The organism is Citrifermentans bremense, assembly GCF_014218275.1.
GTDB lineage: Bacteria > Desulfobacterota > Desulfuromonadia > Geobacterales > Geobacteraceae > Geomonas > Geomonas pelophila.
In genome coordinates this window covers 2133536-2154130 of sequence record NZ_AP023213.1, presented here as the reverse complement: position 1 = coordinate 2154130, position 20595 = coordinate 2133536, and the positions used below count along the sequence as shown (strand labels likewise).

Here is a 20595-nt window from a genome sequence, read left to right as displayed (position 1 = left end):
GGCCGGCAACCGACACCAGCCTGCGGAGCGGGTTCCGCTCACCCGGCTGGTCAACCGATGGTGAGGCGGTTTTTCCCAGCGGCCTTGCTCTGGTACATCAACAGGTCGGCGCGCTGCAAAAGCGACTGGATCGTGTCGCCGGGAAGCGCCATGGTGGCGCCGATGGAGATGGTCACCCTGAGCCTCTCCTCCCCCACCAGCAGGAACGATTTCTCCACCAGCTTGCGCAGACGCTGCCCCATGTGTTTCAGGTTCCCGGCGGAGACGTTGCGCACGATCCCCACGAATTCCTCGCCGCCCCAGCGGCCATAGAGGTCGAAGGGGCGGGAGTTCGCGCTCAAGGTTCTTCCCACGAAGCTCAGCACGCGGTCACCGGTGTCGTGGCCCAGCTCGTCGTTCACCTTCTTGAAATCGTCGAGATCCATGAACAGCACCCCGAACGGGATGTCGTAGCGGCTCATCTCCTCGAGCCGGGCTTCGAGCTCTCGTTCCAGGTAGCGGCGGTTGGCAAGCTGGGTCAGTTCATCCAGAAGGGCGAGCTTTTCCAATTCCTGCAACCGAAGCTCGTTTGCCGTCTTGTTGCTGCTGTCCGAGAACATCTCCACGCCGCCGATCACCTCTCCCTTGTCGTCGGTCAAAGGGACCACCCGCACCGAAACCGGGATCCGATGCCCGTTCTTGTGGTGCAGGTAGAGTTCGGCGTCATTGACCGCTCCGGAAGAGATGGTCGACACCAGCGGACAACAGTTGTTGCAGAGGTTCTGCCCCTGGTCGTCCACATGGCAAAGGATGTTGTCCGCGCAGCGCTTGGAGACCACCTCCTCGGCGCTGAAGCCCGAGATGCGCTCCGCAGCGCGGTTCCAGAAGACGATTTTCCCTTCACGATCCACGATGTAGAGCCCGTCTCGCAGATCGTCGATGATCTTTTTGTAGGACTGCTTGCTCAGGTACACTGAGGGGACTCCTTGCTCGGGCGGCGGGGGATTAGAAATGGTGCGCCCACTAGCTAATGAGTATAGTGCCAGTCCCGTAAGTTGTCAAAAATTTAGGAACATCCCATCCCGCTGCACGCAGGGCGCCAGTGACAGGAGGCAAAGCAATCATTTGCCGGCACCTTTTTTCACCGCGGCGAGGTAATTGGCGGTGAAGATGAAGTCATCCTGGTAATCCATACGACCGTCGCCGTTCAGGTCGCGCCTTTTGAGCGAACCCTTCCCTTTTACGGGTTTCAGGTAGGCCTTGAAATCGGCCTCGGTCACCTTCCCGGAGCCGTCGAAATCCACGTCGGCGGCGGGCGCCACGAGGAGCGGGCATTGCTGCACCGCGTCCAGGAGCATGAAAACCGTGGCGCTCTGGGTCCCGGGGTCAGGTTTCACTTCAAGGACCCATCCCTCCTGTCCGGCGCGGAAGGAAAGCGCCTGGCACCCCCGGAAGGCGAAGTTGGGTGCCTTGTCCCCCTGGCGCGGTATGGTCAGGGAAACGGCGGAGCCGGGGCTGCTGATGGCGATGGCAGGCTCCTGGCGGAAGCAGGAGTTCCCCCCCTGGCTGAAGAGCGAGATGAAGCCCGCGGCGCTCTTTTCACCGGCATAGCTGCGGAAGCGCTCAAGGACGCTCGTCGGCTGCACGGGGGGAGCGGGTGCGGGTTCGACTGCCGGTGCCGCTGCAGGCGGGACCGGATCCGATGGAGCCTTTTCCGCGGGCGCAACAGTCGTGCTCTTGCGCACCTCCGCGGCAGCAGGCGGCGCTTCCCCCTCCTGACCCGCGCTCGCGCTCCCCTCCCCTGCCGGGGCGGCGGGCACTTCGGCTGCGGGAAGAGCGACGCTCCCCCCTAGAACCCTGGCGCTGCCGGTTGGAACAGAAGTCCCCGGTCCGGCAACCGGGTCGTTTTCGACCCCGCCGGCTGAGCCGGGATCCGCGCCCGGACTCTCCCCGGCAGCAGGTACGGCCGGAGTGGCGGGTTGCGGCGCATCGACGCTGCTCCCTGCTGACAGGAGCACCGGTTGCTTCTGTCCCAGCCGGTCGATGACACTCCCCCTCACGCTGACCTGACCGCCTCCCCCCTGCTGGTCGAAGGATATGGTGGCGATGGTGCCGGTACCGGTAATGGCCGGGGCGCCGATGATCGAGACCAGCATCGTCCCCTGGTCGCTGCGGTTGATGGCGGTGACCGCGCCCCGGGCAAGCGGCCCCTGGGAGAAGCGCGGGTTGGAAAGCCTGGAGCCGTCGTAGGTGATGGCGAGGTCGATGCCGGCGACGTTGGCGAAGCCTAGTCCCTGCAGGAAAAACGACCCGTTTCCCGCGGGGATCAGCGAGAGGGTCGAAGCGGCGAAGCACGGAATCGGCAGGAGCGTTAAAAGGGCAAGTATGAATAGATAAGGAAAGCCGTCTGGTGACAGAAGACGCAGGCGCATGGAGACCTCGCAGGAAAAGGAATGCTGGTGTTGCCGGGGGTGTGCGGTCCGGGGAGGGGTAACCCCCTCCCCGGTGCAGGTTGCTGCGTTTACTGTGCTACGCCCACCAGCGTGACGCGCTGGGTGCTGGTGCCGTTGTTGGCGTTGTCGGTGAAATTCACCGTGGCCTGCCGGCTGCCGGTCCCCCTGTTGGGGGCAAAGGCTACGCTCACCGTGCAGCTAGACCCGGAGGCCAGGCCGAGGGCGCCGATCGGGCAGTCGTTGTTGACCAGGGTGAACGAGCCGGGGGAGTCACCGCCCAGCGAGATGCTGCTGATCTTGAGAGGCACCCCACCGCTGGAGGTGAGCGTGATGGTCTGAGCCTGGCTGGTCGAGCCCCGGGTGACGTTGCCGAAGTTGATCGAGGTCGGGTTCAGCGTGGCCGCGGGTCCCAGGAGCCCGGTGCCGCTGATGGGGATGCTCTGCGGGCTCCCCGCGGCGCTGTCGAAGATGGACAAAGACGCGGAGCGCGCTCCCGGCGCCGTCGGCCTGAACCTGATGTTGATGGTGCAGGAACGGCCGCCGTTCAGGCTCGCCGGGCAGTTGTTGGTCTGGGTGAAGTCGCCGGGGTTCGCGCCGGTAAGAGCTATGTTGCTTATGGTCATCGGCAGATCGCTCGTGTTGAGAATGGAGACCACCTGCGACGAGCTGCTGTTGTTCAGCACCTGGGGCCCGAAGTAAAGCGCCTGGGAACTGAGCGTTATGGTGGTGCCCAGACCGGTCACGGGGACCGAGAAGGTGCCGGCCGGGGTTCCGTTGAAGGGATCGTTGCTGACCACGGTGAGCGCAGCGCTCTTCGCACCCTCGGCAAGCGGTGTGAAGCTGACCGCGACGCTGCAGCTGCCGCCCGGGGCGACAGAGGCGCCGCAGCTGCTGGCCAGGGTGAAGTGGGTCGGGTCGGCGCCGGTCAGGGTGATGCCGCTTATCTGCAGCGCGGTGGTGGAGCTCGCGTTGGAGACGGTCACCGTCTGGGAAAGGCTCGCCGTGTTGACCAGGACGTTGCCGTAGGAGAGCGTTGTCGGGGTGACGCTCGCAACCGGCGCCACGCCGGTTCCGGCCAGTGCCACGCTTACAAGCGGCGTTGCCGGGTCGCTGGTGGCTACGGCGAGTGCGGCGGTGCGGCTGCCGAGTCCCTGCGGGGTGAAGCTGACGTCGACGCTGCAGGAGGCTCCGACAGCAATGGGAGCGCTGCCGCAGTTGCTGGTCTGGGAGAAGTCTCCCGTGTTGGTCCCGGCGAAACCGATGCCGCTTACGGTAAGCGGCGCCGTGCCGGCGTTGGAGATGACCACCTGTTTGGGCAAGCTTGCGCTCTTGGCGAACTGGCTGCCGAAGTCAAGCGCTGCCGGGTTGGCCACAGCAATCGGTGCGGTCCCCGTCACGCTCAGCGGTATGACCGAGGTTGCCGCCGCCGGGCTCTGGGTGTCGATGGCAAGGTCGGCCAGGACTGTCCCGGCGCGGCTCGGGGTGGCGGTGACGCTTATGGTGCAGCTCGCTGCCGGTGTGAGGGTAACCGGGCAGTCGTGGGTGACGTTGAAGTCGGCCACGGTTCCGCCGGTCAGGCGTATCGCCGAGACGGCGAGGTCCTGGTTGCCGGTGTTCGACAGGGAGATCGTCTTTGCGGCGCTCGTGGTCGCGACCGGCTGCGGATCAAAAACCAGCTGGAGCGGTGAGAGCGTCGCCAGCGCCGAGGCGATGCCGGTGCCGGAGACCGGGACGGCAAGCGCCGGCCGTGCGGGGTCGTCGCTGTTGACGGTGAGCGAGGCGCTTGCTGCAGCCGCCACGGTCGGGTTGAAGGTGACGCTTATGCTGCAGGTAGCTGCGGGCGCAAGCGTCGCGCCGCAGTTGTTGGCGCTCACGGCGAACTCGCCGGGGTTCGCGCCGGCCAAAGTGACGGAGGCGATGGCGAGGTCCGACCTGCCGCCGTTTTCGAGCGTGACGGTCTTTTCCGCGCTGGCCGTCCCGAAGGGCTGGTTCCCGAAGGCAAGGGAGGCCGGCGAGGTGAGGGCGATCGGGATGGCCGCCACCGTGGCGATGTTGGACCAGGAGGAGCGGCTGGTGGCCGCCTTCCAGTCCGGGGTGTAGCTTGCCGGGGCGGCCGGGGTGTAGTCGTCGATCGCCTGCACCCTGTAGTAGGTGCCGAGCGCAGGGTTAACGGATACCTGCATGGTCTCGCCGAACTTCGACGCGGGTACGCTAGCGGCAACCGGCTGGGTGGATACCCCCGCCTGGAAGCTGGGGTCGTTGCTGATCTGCAGCTCGAAGCTCGTCTCGCTGGCCGAGTTGTCCTTGAAGGAGACGTCGACGTTCGGGCCGTTATTGACGGCGGCGAGTGTCGCCGGTGCCGCCGGGGGGACCAGGAAGGACATGGGGCGCATCATGTCGTTTTCCTCGTGGGAGAGGATGTGGCAGTGCCAGACGTACTCGTGCCCGAAGTTGTACATCTGGTTCACCATGGCGCCGCCCAGGTTGCCGCCGTTTTTGGGATCGGACTGCGAGAAGCCCATGTCGGAGCCGATCGGAACCGACGGGTTGAGCGGACGGATGCTGTCGGGAAGCGGGAACGGCACCTGCGGGGTGACCGGGCGCAGCGCGACGATGGTGTCCTCCAGGGGGCTCACCCTGATGGTGTCCTTCCAGCCGAGTTCGTTCGCGTCGGGGAGCCTGATGATGCCGTCCCAGGAGACGCGGTTCAGGATCTGCACGTCGAACAGGTGGAAGTGGATCGGGTGCGAATCGACGCCGTTATGGGAGATCTTCCAGACCTGCATCCCCCCCGGCGTCAGGTGCTCGGTTACCGGATCGACGTAGTTTTGCAGCACGAAGTTGGCGGTCGCCGCGTTGGTGAAGGGAAGCTCCAGGCCGAGCTTCGCCGCCATGCGGCCGAACTCGTCGAAGGAGGCCCCCATCTCGTCGTGGATCGCCTTGGGCATCATGGGGAAGTTTTCCATCAGGGTGCCGTCGGGCTGTTTGAAGCTGATCGAGGTGTCGGTGATCCTCGAAACGCCCCAGTTGGGCCAGGTGGCCGGGAAGAGCTTGTTGTAGGTCTCGTTGTAGGCGGTCTGCCCCACGATGATCGGGTCCTGGGAGAGCGAGAACGCGCCGGCCTCGGTCGGCGTGGTCTTGAACGCGTTCTGCAGCTCGGTCAGCATGGCCGGGTTGTAGTCGTCGGGGGGGGCGCTGCCGCCGGAGCCGGAGACGACGATCTGCATCACGGTGCGGATGTTGGGGCCGAAGCCTATCGGGGTTCCGGCGATGCCACCCATGTCGGTGCGGTCCGGAGCGCCGGTGTAGTAGTTGTACTGCGGCACCAGCGCCGGGAAGGCGGTGGGGGCGTCGTTGTAGAGGATCAGGGTCTTCCCTGCGTACTTGGAGAAGTCGACGATGACGTCGGCGCGCTCGGCCGGTCCCATGATCAGGGTGCCGCCGTTCACGTTGCCGAAGTTGAAGGTGGTCGGGTCGAGGTTCCAGGAGACCGGCTGGTTGGGAAGCACCACCGGCGCGGGGAGCAGCCCCCCCTCGCTACCCACCTGGATGAAGGCGGGTCCGCGCAAGGCCGGGTCGGGAACTCCCCCCTCCCTCGCGTCGGCCGGCCAGTTCGGGTAAGCCGGCATCTCCAGCGCCGGGACCATCTTCACCTCGCTGTTGTCGGCGCAGGTGGGGCAACCCTTGGGAACGTTCGTGTCAGCCTGGTAAAGCTGCAGGTTGAGGAACCGGTCGTGGGCCGCGTTCAGGATGCGCAGCCGGTACGGCTTCGGGTCGACGGCGAGCTTCGGGTAAGCGGTGCCGTTGACCACCATGGTGTCGAGGAACGCCTCGGCGCCCCAGGAGGTGTCCGGGGTCCCCGGGATGAGCGGCGGCTGGCAGAAGCCGGTCACGGCAGGATCGCAGGTCGGGTCGTAGTAGGGGTTCGCGACGGGCCCTTTCGCTATGCACATGGGGAGCTGCGCGCCGTTGTCGCCGCAGACCGGCGTCGCCGGGTAGAACCAGGGGCCGTAGAACCAGCGCCCGTAGCTGTTCATGCCGGAAAGGTCCGGGTTGAAGGGGTTCTCAGCCGGCATGTAGACGTGGGGCCACCAGAGGTCTCCCGTGTTGGCCTCGCGCTCGAAGACACCCTTGGCGTTGGGGGTCGCGGAAAGCGGTCCGGTCCCCCAGTTCCAGAGCGGGTCGGTCTTCTTCACGTAGGTGGGGCTTGCGGGGTCGCCGTCGACGAAGGTCTTGTCCTGGATGATGAGCGGGATCTGGTCGGCGGGTATGGTCCCCGCCTTGAAGGTGCGCCCGTTCACCGTGCCGCCGTTTACCAGCGCCTTTTCTACGTCGTCCTGCAAAAGGTACCCCGCCGCCTCGCCGACGTAGACGTTCAGGCGGGTGATGCCGGAGGAGTGGTCGTGGTAGAACATGAGCCTGGAGCTCTGCTGGTTGGTCCAGTAGTAGGTCTGGGCTCCGTCGCCGGGGTTGTTAACGGCACCCGGCTCAGCACAGGTGGTGGAGCCGGCGCAGTTGGAGCCGGGGAAGGTCGCCTCGGTGATCATGGTGCCGTCGGCCTTGAACCACATGTCGGGGACGTTGACCACACTCACCCCCTGCTTGTAGTTCGTGGCCTCTCCTGCGGGGGTGATCCACTGGTGCGGGGTGCCGTCGCTGATCCAGGGGGTGCGCCCGCCGTGCAGGTGCAGATCGGCGCGGTTTTGGGTGTACATCTCGCAGTTCATGGGGCTCATCGGGTCCATGGGGTCGGCGGGGGCACAGTTGGGCCCCTCGCCCGATCCCATAATGGTGGTGTCCACCGGCAGGAAGAGGTCACCGGCGCTGCCGTTGGGAAGGGCGTTGATGAACTTGACGCGGACCGGGCGGTCCTTGGTCGCAATGATCAGCGGCCCCAGGTAGTGGAACGAGCTAACGTTGGGGTCGGTGGTGTTGACCTGGCGATACCCCCGCAGCTTGGTCGGCGGAAGGTCGGAGTGCATCTGCTCGGAGTACTCATCCAGCTCCAGTTCGTAGTAATCGGAACCGGGATAGCTCGTGGTGTCGGGGATGGCCACCGGGATGTACTGCCCGAGGTTGTTCTTAGCGCCAGCGTCCAGGCCGGGGAGCGTGTCCACGAACTTGCGCAGGGGGGGTGAATTGGCCCAGTTCGGTGTCTCGTAGTAATCCGGCGTGTAGCCTGGTGCCGTGTAGGGTGCAGCCTGCGCGGTGCCGGTGCCTAGAAAGAGGACAGCGGCGGCAAACGCGAGGCAGATGTGCTGCAAGAATCGCCTGCTCATAAATTTCTCCTCCTGGAAACATTTCATTGCCTGCCCTGGTCCTGCAAGGCACCGCTTTCGACAAGCTTCTTCCGCATCTCCGCGCTGCGGGCCTTGATCTCGCTTCTCAAGGCCCTCTCCCTGAGCGGCGCTGCACTTTTGGCCTCGGCGGTTGGGGCCGGGGGCTTCACCTGCTCCTCTTTGGCCCCCTGCCGTGTGGCGGGCTCCGGGGCCGCCTGCGCGGTGGCAAGCGGCAGGGTCACGGCCAGTGCCGCTACGGCTGACATCAATTTTTTCATCGCATCCTCCTGCTGGTGATTTCCGGTGGGAACTCCCCGCGTCAGTTGACCGAGAGAAGCTCTATTTCATAGATGACAGTTTCGTTTGGTCCTACCTTGCCGCCGTTTCCCTTGAGGCCGTAAGCCAGCTTGGACGGCAGGAAGAGCTGCCACTTGGAGCCGGCCGGCATCAGCTTGAGCGCCTCCGACAGTCCCGGCAGCACCCCGTCTTTCACCCGCCGCGAGGCGGGCTTTCCGGTGAGATAGGAGCTGTCCAGCTCGACGCCGGCTATAGAGGAGCTCCGGTAATGGAAGGTCGCCGTGTCCGCGTCGGCGGGCCTTTTGCCGCTTCCTTCCTTGAGCACCCGGTACTGCAGGCCGCTGGGGAGGACGACCACCCCCTTCACCTTCTTGTTGGCGGCGAGAAAGGCTTCGCCGGCCTTCATGTTTTGCTCCGCCGCGCCTGCCCTGGTCTTCGCCGTTTTCCGGCGCACGTCGTGCTGGTAGATGCTTACGTACTTGCGCAGCTCCTCGTCGGACATGAGCAGGGGCCCGCCGGCAGAGGCGTCGCGCATCCCCTTCAACACCAGCTCCAGGTCGACGTCCACCTCCTGCTGCTTCAGGTTGCCGATCAGGTTCACGCCGATGGCATAGCTGATCCGCTCCTTGGGGGTGGCGGGCGCATCGGCCGCGTGTACCGGCGCCGCCGCGAGGAAAAGCGCGAATAAGGCGATGAGAGTAGCCACGTGCGCTCCGGGCGCCTTTATCCGGGGCACCATCAACGCACCCTGACCACGGCGTTGTCGTGAGCGTCGGCGACGTAGAGCGTGCTGCCGTCGGTGCTGATGCCGTTGGGGTTTTTGAGGCCGGTGACGACGGTGCCGCCGGCGCCGGTTGCCAGGGCGATCCTGCTGACCGAGCCGCTGGCCGCGTTGGTGACGAAGAGGCTTACGCCGTCGGTGGTGATGCCGCTGGGAAGGTCAAGGGTGACGCCGCTGACGGACAGGGGCGAAAACGCCGAGCCTGCCAGGGTGAATCTGCAGATCCTGTCGTTGCGGCTGTCGGCGATGTAGAGCGAGACTCCGTTGGTGGTGATCCCGTAGGGGGAGCTTAAACCGGCGGAAGCCGGCACCAGGGTCGAGACCGCGCCGGTTGCGATCACTATCTTTCTGATCGAGTTGTTGCCGCTGTCGGCCAGGTAGAGGTTGGTCCCGTCCGTGGTGATGCCGTTGGGGGAGTTGAACGCTGCCGCGCTCCCTGCGCCGTCGGCCGCGCCTGCTGCCCCAGCCGTGCCGGCCAGGGTGGAAACCGCGCCGGTGGCGATGACGATCTTACGCACCGTGTTGTTGCCGGTGTCGGAGACGAAGAGGTTGGTGCCGTCGGTGGTGATGCCGCTTGGGAACCGGAAGGAGGCGGCGGCCCCGCTTCCGTCGGCGGAGCCCGGGCGGTCCGCCTGTCCGGCGAGCGTGGAGACGGCACCGGTGGCGATGGAGACCTGCCGGATGGTGTGGTTGTTGGTATCCGCCACGTAGACGTTAGTGCCGTCGGTGGTCAGGTCGTAGGGCGAAGTGAAACCGGCGGCGGTCCCTACCCCGTCGGCAGACCCCAGTATCCCGGCGAGGGTGGAGCTCCCGCCGGTGGCGACGCTGACCTTGCGCAGCAGGTCGTTTCCTGCATCGGCAAGGTAGATCGTGCCTGCCACCAGAGCCACCCCTGCAGGGTTGCTGAAGCGCGCCGCGCCCCCAGTAGCGTTGACGGCTCCCGGGGTTCCCGCCTGGTCGCCGGCAAGCGTTGAGACCGCCTGGGTTGCGATGACCACCTTGCGCAGGTTGTTCCTGCCTGCGTCGGTGACGAAAAGGTTGGTCCCGTCGGTGGCGATTCCGGCCGGGGACTGGATGGCATCCACCGCGTCGGGCTCGACCAGGGTCGATACCACGCCGGTGGCGATGACGATCTGCCTGACGGCCGAGTTCCCCTGATCCGCAACGTAGAGCGAGGTCCCGTCGCTGGCGATGCCGCGGGGCGCATCGAAACGGGCAGCGACGCCGGTGCCGTCGGCCAGGTCCTGTACGCCGCTGCCGGCAAGGGTAGTGACCGCGGCCGACGCCAGTGCGATCTTGCGGATGCGGTGGTTCAGGGTGTCGGCAACGTAAAGGTTGGTTCCGTCGGTGGCGATGCCGGAGGGGGAGCTGAAGCTCGCCGCGCCCCCGATGCCGTTGGCAAAGCCTACGACCCCGGCGGTGCCGGCCAGGGTGGTCACGGCGCCGCTGGCGACGTTGATGCTGCGGATGGTGTTGTTGCCGGTGTCACAGACGTACAGCTTGGACTTGTCGCTGCTGATTGCGATCCCTGTCGGGTAGTTGAACCTGGCGGTTGCCGCGGTGCCGTCCCCCGAGCCGGTGACCCCGGCAAGCCCTGCGACTGTCGACGTGGCCCCGGTGGCGAGGACGACCTTGCGGATGACGCTGTTGCCGGTGTCGGCGACGTAGAGGTTGGTCCCGTCGCTGGCGACGTCGCCGGGGAAGTTGAACCGGGCCTGGGTCGCCGCGCCGTCAGCGGAACCCGAAGTGCCTGCAAAGGAGGTCACGCTGTTGGTGAGGGCAAGGGATCTTCCCTGCAACGCCCCACCCATGCGCGTCAGCTGCGGCTCTGCTCCCCCTCCGCCTCCTCCGCCGCCACCGCAAGAGGCGAGCGTCAGGGTCATAACAGCCGCGCAAGCCACCTTTAGCAAACCTTTCAATCTCATGCTTACCTCCAATTTCAGTTAATGGTTCACTTGCTACTCATAATGAAGTTGCCAACCCTCGTACCCGCGTATCTGCTCGCAGGTCTTTCGTACTTATGCAGTCACCAGGCACGCCAGATACAGTGTGATCCAAGGTTTCGATCTATGGCTTATGTCACAGTCAGGGGGTGTGATGACGGTAAATTCCGGACACCGTCCGTTTCTTAGGGCCAGTATGTGTGCAGATGTTGTGCCTAATTTGACTGCAAGAACATTCGACAGTAGGTCAAGCAGTTAGAAAGGATACGCTTAGGGGAAAATAAACCAAGGGGTGCTCATAATCCCAATCTGGTTATGGCTTAAAACTGGGGGAGGCAGCGCAAGTGGCTGATTTGCTGTTTGTTTACGGAGGGGTGCGAAAAATCGTACAGCTGTCGCTTTTTTTGCACCCTTTCGCGCTGGCTGGTCGGGTGTCCTGGCGGCGTAAGGCGCGGCGGAGCGGCAGACGGCAAGAGCGCTGGGAGGGTCCGGTTTGATATTGGAGGATTCTTACATAGGCTGCTGCATGGTCGAAAAGGAGAAACGAAGGAGGAAAGGCTATGATCAGCAAGGCAAGCGTGGCGAAGCACCCCATCCATCCGATGCTGGTGCCCTTGCCGATTGGGTTGTGGATCTTCTCGCTGGTGTGCGACCTCATCTACGAGGGCAGCGGGGACCTGCTCTGGCACAACATGGCGCACTACAGCCTGGCGGGCGGGGTCATCGGAGGGCTGCTCGCGGCCCTGCCAGAGCAGGAAGCAACCGGTGTGACCCGCGTCAGACCCCGAGTATCAACCCCTCGAGCAGGCCAGAATCGCTCACCTTGAAGGTCTCGAAGCCGAAAAGGCGCATGGTGGTGAGCACCACCAGCACGCCGGCGATGATGAGGTCCTCCCGCCCGGGCTCCAGCCCCTTGACCTGTAGCCGCTGCTGCGGCGTCAGCGGCAGGAGATGCCGGTATATCCTTTCCACGGCCGACAGCGGCATCGTGTGGTTGTTCACCAGCTTGTAGTCGTACTGCTCCATCCCCATGTCTATGGCGGCAAGCGTGGTGGCGGTCCCTGCGGTCCCGACCAGGGTCGCCTTCCTGAAGCGATCCTCCACCCCCTGCGCGGCGAGGGCCTCTTTAAGCGCGGTCAGCTCGCGCCTGATCTTCTCCTCCATCTCCACGACGCCTGACTTTCCCTCGGTGAGGCGGACGACGCCTATGGGGAGGCTGCGCGAGAAAAGCGGCCGCAGGTTCGAGGCAAGGGTGTACTCGGTGCTCCCACCGCCCACGTCGAAGACCGCCAGGTCACACTCCTTGCGGTCCAGGATCGACCCCACCCCTCTGAGCGTCAGCTGCGCCTCCTCGTCCCCGTCGATCACCTCCAGGGCGATGCCGGTCTCGGAAAGCACCCTTTGCACGAACTCGCCGCCGTTTCTGGCGTCCCGCACGGCGCTCGTGGCGACTCCCCGAAGCCGCTCCACGCCGTGCTGCGACATGTCGAGCGCGAACTCCTTGAGCGCCGCGATGGACCGCAGCTGCGCCTCCTCGGAGAGTCCACACTCGCGGGTGAAGCCCCCCCCGAGCCTGGTGATGATGCGCTTCAGCAGTATCTGGCGGTAAGGGTCCCGGCCGGCGATGAGCAGCCTCGCGGTATTGGTGCCGAGGTCGATGGCGGCGACGGTCTGGTTCATGCGGCTATTCCTTTTTTCTGGGAGATGATGGAGAAGCTGAGTTCGGAGATCTTGCAGAAGGCGATGATCATGTCGCCGTAGAGAAGCCCCGCTACGATGCCGCACTTGCCGACTTTAAGCCGCCGCAGGTGGCTTGCCTGCAATTCCTCCTGGAGCAGGGCTACTTCGCGGCGCAGGGGATCAGGGTCCTCCTCCTCTTCACCTTTCAGGACCCGTTCGCAAAGGGAAACCGCCTCCCCCACCTTGGTGGCGAAGCGCTTTAGCTCGTCCATGGCAGAGCCGGAGAAGCGGAGCCGTTCCTCCTTCTTGCGCACCAGGTAGTTCAGCACCGCCTCGGTCTGGTCACCAACCTGTTCGATTTCGTTCACCATCTGCAGCATTGCCGGGATCTCGACGGCCCGCTCCAGCGAGAGCGTCTCCCTGGAAAGCGCTACCAGGAACTGGGACATGTCGCGGTGCAAGACGTCGAGCACCAGTTCCTTGTCCCTGATCGCGGCGACCAGCTTGGGGTTGTAGGAGTCGAACTGGGACACCAGCTCGGCGTACATGGCGGCGGAAAGCGACCCCATGCGGGAGAGCTCGCTCCAGGCCTGCACCAGCGCTATGGTCGGCGTCTTGATCACCCGCTGGTCGATGAACCTTGGGCGCGGCTCGCTCTCGGAGCGCCTGGTGGGGAGGAGCGTTTCCGCGGAACGGGTGAAAAAGCCGAGCATGGGGAGGAAGATCAAAAGCGACGCCACGGTGAAGATGGTGTGGGCGTTGGCAAGGTGTCTCGCGATGTACGGGCGCAGCGCCTCGGTCGCGGCATGCGAGGCGGCTGTCGGCTGGTGCAAAAGCGACAGGTCGCCGGGCGAAACCGCGTTCACCGCCTTGAGGAAAAGCGGGAAGAAGATGAGCCCGAGCGCAATGGCGCCCCAGCTGATGGCGAGGTAGATGACGACGGCCCTTTTGGCGGTTTGGCTCCCGCCGATGGAGGCGATGAGCGGGATGAGCGCCGCTCCCGCAACCTCGCCGATCACCATGGCTATCGAGGCGTCGTAGGAGAGAGCCCCTGCGGAGGCGAGGGCGATCACGATTCCGAGCGTAGCGCTCCCCGACTGCACCAGGAAGGTCAGAAGCGCCCCCAGAAGCACCGCCGCCAGCCGCAGCGAGGGAAGCCCCTCGCGCATGCCGGAGATGATGGCGCTCTCGCTCAAGGGAAGCGACGCCTGCTCGAGGATGGAAAGCCCGAAAAAGACGAGCCCCACGCCCAGAAGGAGCCCACCCAGTTGCGAAAGCCGCCGGCTCTTGGAAAAGAAGCTGAGCAAGACACCCACGGTGATGGCGGGAAGCGCCAGCGCCGTGACCCGGAAGGCTATGATCTGGATGGCCAGCGTGGTGCCGATGCCGGTCCCCAGCAGTACCCCGAGCGCCTGGTACAGCGAGAGAAGCCCGGCGTTGACGAAACCCACCACCAGCACCGAGGCGGCGCTGCCGGACTGCATCAGCGAGGCAAGACAGCTGCCGACCAAGGGGGCGGTGAGGCGGTTGCCGGTCGCCTTCTCCAAAAGCCTGCGCAGACGCTCCCCGCTCACCTTTTGCAGCCCCTCCGACATGGTGCGCATGCCGAGGATGAAAAGCGCCAGCCCGCCCAGCCCCTCTATTATGTAGGACCAATAAGTAGGGACCATATGTAACTGTCGGCTCCAGGGTTCGGGTCAACTTTGCGATTGCCCGGTTATCAAGTGAAAGGCGCCTTGCGGGCGTGCGTTACCCGGAAGGCGCCTGATGTGCCAAAAGGTGAAACAAACTGCTCCACTAGCCGCTTGAGCCTAGCCGGAGACCTTTTCTTTGAGCTCTTTGCCGACCTTGAAGAAGGGAAGCTTCTTGGCCTTGACCGAAATGGACTCGCCTGTTTTCGGATTTCTGCCGGTGTAGGCGTCGTACTCTTTCACCACGAAGCTGCCGAATCCCCTGATTTCGATCCTGTCGCCGGACAAAAGCGCATCGGTCATCGAGGCGAAAACTGCGTTTACCACCTCCTCGGCCTTCTTGAAGGAGAGGGTTTTCTTGGCGGCGAGAGATTCAATGAGTTCCGATTTGTTCATTGTGCACCTCCGGAGAACCGTGTTTACGTTAGCAGCATCCTTTTAGGTATTTTTTAGCCAAATATTTAACATCTTCGGTACGTCCCTGGCTCCCGAGGATCGGGACCAGCTTTTCTGCGGCTGAGCGGGCCACGGAGGGCATCTCGAGCGCCTTCGACCACATCTCGACGGCCTTCGCTTCGTCGCCGGTGGTCTCGTACAGTTCGCCCAGCATGAACTGCGCCTGGTCCGCCATCACGTTTTCCTGCTGCATCCGTTCAACCAGGGCTATCGCCTCGGCATACCTGCCGCCGCCGGCCATCAGTTGCACCAGCGCCATGTAAACCATGCCGTTTTGCGAATTGACCGAAAGAGCGCGATTCAGAAGGGCTTCGCTCTCATGAATACGCCCGGCCCTAAACATTATAAGTGCGACTTCGTATAATACAATGTCATTTTCACCAGATAACAGCATTTCTTGCAAAACGGGGAGCGCCTTAGCGTCGTTTCCGTCGTGTATCATGAGATAAGCCTGGGCGAATTTCGGCCCCATGGCTCCGTAACGGGCGGGGAGATCGCCAGGTAGCGGCGCCACCATGAGGTGGAACTGGTCCTCCTCGGCGAGACCGAAACTGACCGGCTCGGCCTCCAGCGGTTTCTTCGGGGCATGGGTGCCGCAGGAGGTGCAGGATCCCCCTCCGTGGGGCTTGTAGGGGCCGGCAACTTCCTTTACCGGAGCGGCTGCAGCCGAAGGGGCAGCGGCTGCGGCAGGGGGGGCGGAGGGAACCGCGTTCCCCTGCTGCACCCTGGCAAGCCCAGCTTTCGCCTTGGCCAGGATCCCCTGGTCCGCAGCCAGTTCGGCGGCGAGGGTAAAGTGGTCGAAGGCCTTTTGCAGTTCGCCCTGGTTCAGGGAATGCTCCCCCTCCTGGAGGTTCAGCTCCCCCAGCCGGTTCCCCGAGAGAGTGAGCCCCTTGCGGATCTCCTCCTGGTCGGTCGCCGCGTCAGCAGGGCAAAGCCTGAGCGCCTCGAGAAAGTCGACCCTGGCGTCGGCGAAGCGCTCTGACGCCAGGTACTTGGCGCCCTGGGTCTGGTAGTAACGATGATCCTTCTTCTTGAAAAGTCCGAACAGCATGAGGCCCTCCGCCTTACATAATTGGGATGTTTATCTTCGAATCAATTCGGTTACGCTCTCTACATGATAAGTCTGCGGGAACATATCCACCGGCTTGGAGCGCTCGACCCGGTATCCGGCCCCGCACAACTGGGCCAAGTCGCGCGCCAGGGTTGACGGGTCGCAGGATACGTAGAGTATTCTTTCCGGCGCGAGGTACGCCAGGTCGCCGGCAGCTTCGGCGCCTGCGCGCGGCGGGTCGAGGATGACCAGGTCGAACTTCTCCTTGCGCTTCGCGAGCCTTCGCACCGAAAGGGCCGCGTCACCCACCTGGTAGCTCGCGTTGGAGACGCCGTTTCCCTCGGCGTTGGCCGCAGCGTCGGCGATGGAGGGAGCGTACCCTTCCACCCCGACCACTTCCCGGACCAGGGGCGCGATGGGAACCGAGATGTTGCCGTTGCCGCAGTAAAGGTCGAGCACCCGGGCCCCAACTTGAAGGGCACCCCACTCCCCCACTGTCCTGATAAGTTCCAGGTTCTGGCGGTAGTTGACCTGGGAGAAACCGCCGCGGCTGAAGCGAAGCCGCATCTCGCGCGAACCGGGGAAAAGCCCGGCGGGAACGCCATAGCTTAGGGAGTCGGCGCCGAAGACGTAATGCATCTCCCCCTTCTCCCCGCTTCTGACGTAGACTCCAGTCGCCGAAGGGAGCTCAGGACGGGCGGCGAGGAGCCGGTCCACCAGCAAAGCTGCATCCTTGCCGCGGAAGTGGAACACCGCGATGGTATCCCCGTCGTCCCCCATGGCGAGATCCACCTGGGGAATCCCCTCCAACTGCGGCAGGCGAGGCAAGAGCCCGCGGATTTCGGCGAGCAGCCGGTTCAGAACCGGCGCAGCCAAGGCGCACCCGGAAGCCAGATCGACCACCTCGTGGGAGCCGCGCTTGAAAAACCCGAGCATCGGCGCACCCGCCTTGCGGGCCAGCTTGAGCTGGATCCGTGACCGGTAGCCGTAGCACTCGGGCGAAGGGGAGACCGGCAAAACGAGTTCGCGCGGGACCTTTCCGATGCGGCCGAGGGTGTCGGCGAAGATCTCCCCTTTCTGCTTCACCTGTTCCTCGTAGGGGAGATGCTGCCAGTCGCAGCCGCCGCAGACGCCGAAGTAGGGACAAGGGGGGGGCGTGCGTAGCGGCGAAGGCTCCAGCAGTTCCACCACCTCCGCTTCGGCGAAAGAGCGCTTCTCCTTGACCACCCGTATCCGGGCCCTGTCGCCCGGGGCAGTGAGCGGAACGAAGCAGGCCTTGCCGTCGATGCGGCCGAAGCCCGCGCCGCCGTAGCAAAGCCTCTCGATTTCGATTACCGCCTCAGCCACGATAGCCGCCGACGACAAACGCCTTCCTCTTGCCAAGGATGCGCTTCAATTCCGACTGCACGAGCTTGCGCGGAAAGTCCCCGCCGCTTAGGTAGGAAAGCGAGTGATCGACGAAGTGCTGAATCACCCTCTCGACCGTCTCCGGTATGTCGTTCGTGGCCACCCCCTGGTGCTCGATGTCCTTTACATAGCTTACGCTGCCGCCCAGAAGCTTTTCCGCGTCACGGTGCGCGGCTGCGTCCTCGAAAAGCTCGACAGTAAGCGGCACTTCGCAGCAGATGCTGATGCGAACCTGGTGGTAATCGCCGAAATAGCGGCGGGTGGCGTCGAAGAATCGAACGGTGAGCCCGTTGGAAAGCGGGATCTCCCTGATAAGTTTTTTCATGTAAAACGGGGCTCCTTGGAAAATCTCGCCCTATTTCTAACATGTTATGAAAAACCTGTAAATAGTGTATGCTGCGGGGAGCGAAATCCAGGCGATAGCGAAAACCAGCTTGCAATTTGTGTTAAATATTTGTAGACTCACAGATTGTTAAAGAAGCCACCTAACGGCCAGGAGAAAAAATGAGCAAGGAAGAAGCAATAGAAGTAGAAGGAACGGTAATCGAGCCGCTTCCGAACGCGATGTTCAAGGTCAAGCTGGAAAACGACCACATAGTGCTGGCACACATCTCCGGCAAAATGCGGAAGTTCTTCATCAAGATCCTGCCCGGTGACAAGGTGACCGTAGAGCTCTCGCCTTATGACCTTAGCCGCGGCCGCATCACCTATCGCGCCAAGTAGTCCTCCCACAAGTCTCGGCATCTGTCCCAGTCATCCCCCGATCAGCTGCAAGGCATAACGGATATAAAGGACCAACGGGTTTAGCCCGCCGCCTAGCGGTGCGCGCTGGATCTTTATTTAATCTCACCAGATAGAGAAGGAAGAGCACATGTATACTGCAGCCGATCTGAAAAAAGGGCTGAAGATCGCCATCAACGACGAGCCGTACATCATCACCCACTTCGATTTCGCGAAGCCGGGCAAGGGTCAGGCTCTTTACCGGACCAAGATGAAGAACATGATCACCGGCGCCACCATGGACCGCACCTACCGTTCCGGCGAGACCTTCGAACCGGCGCGCCTTGAAGACCGTGTGATGCAGTACCTCTACAAGGAAGACGATCACTACTGCTTCATGGACAACGACACCTTCGAGCAGATCCACATCAGCGAAGAGGCGATGGGCGACGCCAAGAACTACCTGATCGACAACCTCCAGGTGGACGTGCTCATCTTCAGGGAGAAGGCGATCGGCGTAGACGTCCCCAACTTCGTCAACCTCAGGGTGGTTCAGACCGATCCCTGGGTCAAGGGCGACACCTCCGGCTCCGACTCCAAGCCCGCTACCGTCGAGACCGGCTACGTGCTCCGCGTCCCCCCCTTCATCGAAGAGGGAGAGTTGATCACCATCGACACCCGCACCGGCGAGTACTCCACCAGGGTAAAGGGGTAGCGCATGGGAAGCTGGCCCCTGGCCAGGCGCCGCCAGGCGCTGGTCGAGCGGGGGGCGATCTTCAGCAGGATAAGAGAGTTTTTTCAAGGAAAGGGGTATCTCGAAGTCGAGACCCCTTTTCGCATACCTGCCCCCGCCCCCGAAGCCCAGATCGACGCCATCCCCGCCTCGGGATGGTTCCTGCAGACCTCCCCCGAACTCTGCATGAAGCGAATGCTCGCCGCGGGCTACCCGCGCATCTTCCAGATCTGCCGCTGTTGGCGCGATGGGGAGCGCGGAGCGAGGCACCTGAGCGAATTCACCATGCTGGAGTGGTACCGTGCCGAAGCGGACTATCTGGTCCTGATGGAGGAAACGGAAGCGCTGGTCAAACACGCGGCCGCAGCGGACAGCATCAGCTACCGCGCAGAGCGGATCGAACTCTCCGGCCCATGGGAAAGAATCACGGTCGCCGACGCCTTCCTGCGTCACGCTGGCACCTCCATGTGGCAAGCTCTCGCGGAGGGGACCTTCGACGAACTTATGGTCGAGCGCATCGAGCCGAACCTGGGTCTTGCCCGTCCCACCTTCATTTACGATTACCCTGCCAGCTGTTCCGCCCTGGCCCGGTTGAAGCCTTCCGACCCAACTGTCGCCGAGCGTTTCGAGCTCTACATCGGCGGACTGGAAATCGCCAACGCGTTTTCCGAACTCATCGACCCCGTCGAACAGCGAGCCAGGTTCGTCGCCGAGGCAGCCGAGCGTGCAGCACAGGGAAAAACCGCCTACCCCATGCCGGAGAAGTTTCTGGCAGCCTTGGACGAGATGCCGGAAGCCGCCGGTATAGCCTTGGGGCTCGACCGGTTGGTCATGGTGCTGCTCGACGCCGCAAGCATCGACGACGTGGTCGCCTTCACAACCGAAGAGCTTTAGCCTCAAAGGACAACCTCAAAGGCGGAACACAGAGGTCACTGAGGTCCACTGAGGACATCGCGGGACGATCAAAGGGTTTAGGCGCATACAGCGCTTAAACCCTTTTTTGCGCATTATCCTGGTCTTCTTGCGCCTGTGAGCCGGGAGTTGTTAACCAGGTACTAGCGATTTGGTTGACAAGCTCGTCCCCACATGATAAATCAGCGCCTGGAGGATTTCATGGAAAAGATAATCAATGACATAGCGCACAGGATCATAGCGGGTGGCTCGATCACCGAAGCAGAGGCCATCCAGCTCTCGAAACTGCAGGGAACCGCGGTTTACGACCTGTTCCGCGCCGCCACACGCGTAAAGGAGCATTTCGTCGGCAACGAGGTGCACCTCTGCTCCATCATCAACGCCAAATCAGGCCGCTGCGCCGAGAACTGCGCCTTCTGCGCCCAGTCGGCGCACCACAAAACCGACGCGCCGGTGTACCCGCTGGTGCAGGAAGAGGAGATGCTGGCTTCGGCGCGCCAGGCAGAGACCAACGGCTCCGCCTGCTTCGGCATCATCACCAGCGGCACCACCGTAAACGGCCCCGAACTGGAGCAGATCCTTGCGGCGCTGCGCCGCATCAGGAAGGAAACCACCATCCTCCCCTCATGCTCGCTCGGCATCATCGACGAGGAGACCGCGATTAAGCTCAGGGATGCCGGGATGGACACCTACCACCACAACCTGGAAACCGCCGCAAGTTTCTTTCCGCAGATCTGCACCACGCACGATTACCAGGACGATGTGAACACCGTGCGCGCCGTAAAAAAGGCCGGGGTCAAGGTCTGCTGCGGCGGCATCTTCGGACTCGGCGAGAGCGCGGCACAGAGGGTGGAGATGGCGCTCACCCTCAAGGACCTGGACGTCGACTCGGTACCGATGAACTTCCTGAACCCGATAGAGGGGACCAGGCTTGAAGGCGCCGCCAACATCAGCGCCCAGGAGTGCCTGAAAACCATCGCCGTCTACCGGCTGATCCTCCCCGATAAGCGCATCACCGTCTGCGGCGGCAGGGAGAAGAACCTGCGCGACCTGCAGTCATGGATCTTCTTCGCCGGCGCGAACGGTACCATGATCGGCAACTACCTGACCACGCTGGGGAGAAACGTCGACACTGACCTCACCATGTTCAGCGACCTGGGGCTTACCACCGTCATGTGCGCGCACTGAGCCACCTTCAAAAACCGCCTACGCA

Annotated in this window: 17 protein-coding genes; 5 read left to right on the top strand and 12 right to left on the bottom strand. The window is 63.4% G+C overall.

The genetic code is table 11. The annotated features are described in order from the left end of the window. Positions 1-50 precede the first annotated feature (50 nt). From GEOBRER4_RS09590 to GEOBRER4_RS09565, 6 genes are all read right to left on the bottom strand, one after another. Positions 51-953 carry a sensor domain-containing diguanylate cyclase gene (locus GEOBRER4_RS09590; protein WP_185245210.1) on the bottom strand — a complete coding sequence of 301 codons (903 nt, stop codon included), beginning with the start codon at positions 951-953 and terminating at the stop codon, positions 51-53. 147 nt (positions 954-1100) lie between these two features. Next, positions 1101-2411: a hypothetical protein gene (locus GEOBRER4_RS09585; RefSeq protein ID WP_185245209.1), complete on the bottom strand. Its 1311-nt coding sequence runs from the start codon at positions 2409-2411 to the stop codon at positions 1101-1103. A gap of 89 nt (positions 2412-2500) precedes the next feature. After that, positions 2501-7711 (bottom strand): choice-of-anchor D domain-containing protein, encoded by a 5211-nt coding sequence (locus GEOBRER4_RS09580; RefSeq protein WP_185245208.1) that lies wholly within the window; start codon positions 7709-7711, stop codon positions 2501-2503. Positions 7712-7734: 23 nt separating this feature from the next. After that, entirely contained in the window at positions 7735-7989 is a 255-nt protein-coding gene (locus tag GEOBRER4_RS09575; protein WP_185245207.1) for a hypothetical protein, read from the bottom strand. Positions 7990-8030: 41 nt separating this feature from the next. Next, complete coding sequence (locus GEOBRER4_RS09570; protein ID WP_185245206.1) at positions 8031-8714, bottom strand: FKBP-type peptidyl-prolyl cis-trans isomerase N-terminal domain-containing protein; 684 nt, start codon at positions 8712-8714, stop codon at positions 8031-8033. Between the two features lie 32 nt (positions 8715-8746). Then, complete coding sequence (locus tag GEOBRER4_RS09565) at positions 8747-10714, bottom strand: NHL repeat-containing protein (protein ID WP_185245205.1); 1968 nt, start codon at positions 10712-10714, stop codon at positions 8747-8749. Positions 10715-11292: 578 nt separating this feature from the next. On the opposite strand from GEOBRER4_RS09565, the gene GEOBRER4_RS09560 reads away from it, so the two are divergent. Continuing rightward, positions 11293-11559, top strand: a complete 267-nt coding sequence (locus tag GEOBRER4_RS09560; RefSeq protein WP_185245204.1) for a DUF2231 domain-containing protein — start codon at positions 11293-11295, stop codon at positions 11557-11559. On the opposite strand, the gene GEOBRER4_RS09555 is transcribed toward GEOBRER4_RS09560, so the two are convergent. The 6 genes from GEOBRER4_RS09555 to GEOBRER4_RS09530 all read right to left on the bottom strand — a co-directional run bounded on the left by GEOBRER4_RS09555 (position 11510) and on the right by GEOBRER4_RS09530 (position 17342). Beyond that, positions 11510-12412 carry a Ppx/GppA phosphatase family protein gene (locus tag GEOBRER4_RS09555; protein ID WP_185245203.1) on the bottom strand — a complete coding sequence of 301 codons (903 nt, stop codon included), beginning with the start codon at positions 12410-12412 and terminating at the stop codon, positions 11510-11512. The two genes, GEOBRER4_RS09560 and GEOBRER4_RS09555, sit on opposite strands and share 50 nt — an antisense overlap. Further along, positions 12409-14082, bottom strand: coding sequence for a Na/Pi cotransporter family protein (locus GEOBRER4_RS09550; protein WP_185245202.1), 1674 nt, complete (start codon positions 14080-14082; stop codon positions 12409-12411). The genes GEOBRER4_RS09555 and GEOBRER4_RS09550 overlap by 4 nt, the downstream gene beginning before the upstream one ends. Positions 14083-14223: 141 nt before the next feature. After that, positions 14224-14499 carry an HU family DNA-binding protein gene (locus GEOBRER4_RS09545; protein WP_185245201.1) on the bottom strand — a complete coding sequence of 92 codons (276 nt, stop codon included), beginning with the start codon at positions 14497-14499 and terminating at the stop codon, positions 14224-14226. 28 nt (positions 14500-14527) lie between these two features. Then, positions 14528-15610 carry a tetratricopeptide repeat protein gene (locus GEOBRER4_RS09540; RefSeq protein WP_185245200.1) on the bottom strand — a complete coding sequence of 361 codons (1083 nt, stop codon included), beginning with the start codon at positions 15608-15610 and terminating at the stop codon, positions 14528-14530. A 30-nt stretch (positions 15611-15640) separates the two neighbouring features. Then, a complete protein-coding gene (locus GEOBRER4_RS09535; protein WP_185245199.1) occupies positions 15641-16957 on the bottom strand; it encodes a class I SAM-dependent RNA methyltransferase in 1317 nt (438 codons plus the stop codon). Next, positions 16950-17342, bottom strand: coding sequence for a hypothetical protein (locus GEOBRER4_RS09530; RefSeq protein ID WP_185245198.1), 393 nt, complete (start codon positions 17340-17342; stop codon positions 16950-16952). Before GEOBRER4_RS09530 ends, GEOBRER4_RS09535 begins: the two co-directional genes overlap by 8 nt. A gap of 179 nt (positions 17343-17521) precedes the next feature. Here GEOBRER4_RS09530 and infA point away from each other — a divergent pair, with 179 nt between their 5' ends. From infA to bioB, 4 genes are all read left to right on the top strand, one after another. Next, entirely contained in the window at positions 17522-17740 is a 219-nt protein-coding gene (infA, locus tag GEOBRER4_RS09525) for a translation initiation factor IF-1 (protein ID WP_129125668.1), read from the top strand. A gap of 148 nt (positions 17741-17888) precedes the next feature. Beyond that, a complete protein-coding gene (efp, locus tag GEOBRER4_RS09520) occupies positions 17889-18452 on the top strand; it encodes an elongation factor P (RefSeq protein ID WP_085812810.1) in 564 nt (187 codons plus the stop codon). 3 nt (positions 18453-18455) lie between these two features. Continuing rightward, on the top strand, positions 18456-19364 hold the full coding sequence (epmA, locus tag GEOBRER4_RS09515) for an EF-P lysine aminoacylase EpmA (RefSeq protein ID WP_185245197.1): 909 nt from the start codon (positions 18456-18458) through the stop codon (positions 19362-19364). Positions 19365-19583: 219 nt separating this feature from the next. Beyond that, positions 19584-20570, top strand: a complete 987-nt coding sequence (bioB, locus tag GEOBRER4_RS09510) for a biotin synthase BioB (protein ID WP_185245196.1) — start codon at positions 19584-19586, stop codon at positions 20568-20570. The last annotated feature ends 25 nt before the right edge of the window (positions 20571-20595 follow it).

Coding starts and splice junctions, on each gene's coding strand:
- GEOBRER4_RS09585 (WP_185245209.1), bottom strand. CDS start 2,411: ATGCGCCTGCGTCTTCTGTCACCAGACGGCTTTCCTTATCTATTCATA.
- GEOBRER4_RS09580 (WP_185245208.1), bottom strand. CDS start 7,711: ATGAGCAGGCGATTCTTGCAGCACATCTGCCTCGCGTTTGCCGCCGCT.
- GEOBRER4_RS09575 (WP_185245207.1), bottom strand. CDS start 7,989: ATGAAAAAATTGATGTCAGCCGTAGCGGCACTGGCCGTGACCCTGCCG.
- GEOBRER4_RS09565 (WP_185245205.1), bottom strand. CDS start 10,714: ATGAGATTGAAAGGTTTGCTAAAGGTGGCTTGCGCGGCTGTTATGACC.
- GEOBRER4_RS09560 (WP_185245204.1), top strand. CDS start 11,293: ATGATCAGCAAGGCAAGCGTGGCGAAGCACCCCATCCATCCGATGCTG.
- GEOBRER4_RS09555 (WP_185245203.1), bottom strand. CDS start 12,412: ATGAACCAGACCGTCGCCGCCATCGACCTCGGCACCAATACCGCGAGG.
- GEOBRER4_RS09550 (WP_185245202.1), bottom strand. CDS start 14,082: ATGGTCCCTACTTATTGGTCCTACATAATAGAGGGGCTGGGCGGGCTG.
- GEOBRER4_RS09545 (WP_185245201.1), bottom strand. CDS start 14,499: ATGAACAAATCGGAACTCATTGAATCTCTCGCCGCCAAGAAAACCCTC.
- GEOBRER4_RS09540 (WP_185245200.1), bottom strand. CDS start 15,610: ATGCTGTTCGGACTTTTCAAGAAGAAGGATCATCGTTACTACCAGACC.
- GEOBRER4_RS09530 (WP_185245198.1), bottom strand. CDS start 17,342: ATGAAAAAACTTATCAGGGAGATCCCGCTTTCCAACGGGCTCACCGTT.
- infA (WP_129125668.1), top strand. CDS start 17,522: ATGAGCAAGGAAGAAGCAATAGAAGTAGAAGGAACGGTAATCGAGCCG.
- efp (WP_085812810.1), top strand. CDS start 17,889: ATGTATACTGCAGCCGATCTGAAAAAAGGGCTGAAGATCGCCATCAAC.
- epmA (WP_185245197.1), top strand. CDS start 18,456: ATGGGAAGCTGGCCCCTGGCCAGGCGCCGCCAGGCGCTGGTCGAGCGG.
- bioB (WP_185245196.1), top strand. CDS start 19,584: ATGGAAAAGATAATCAATGACATAGCGCACAGGATCATAGCGGGTGGC.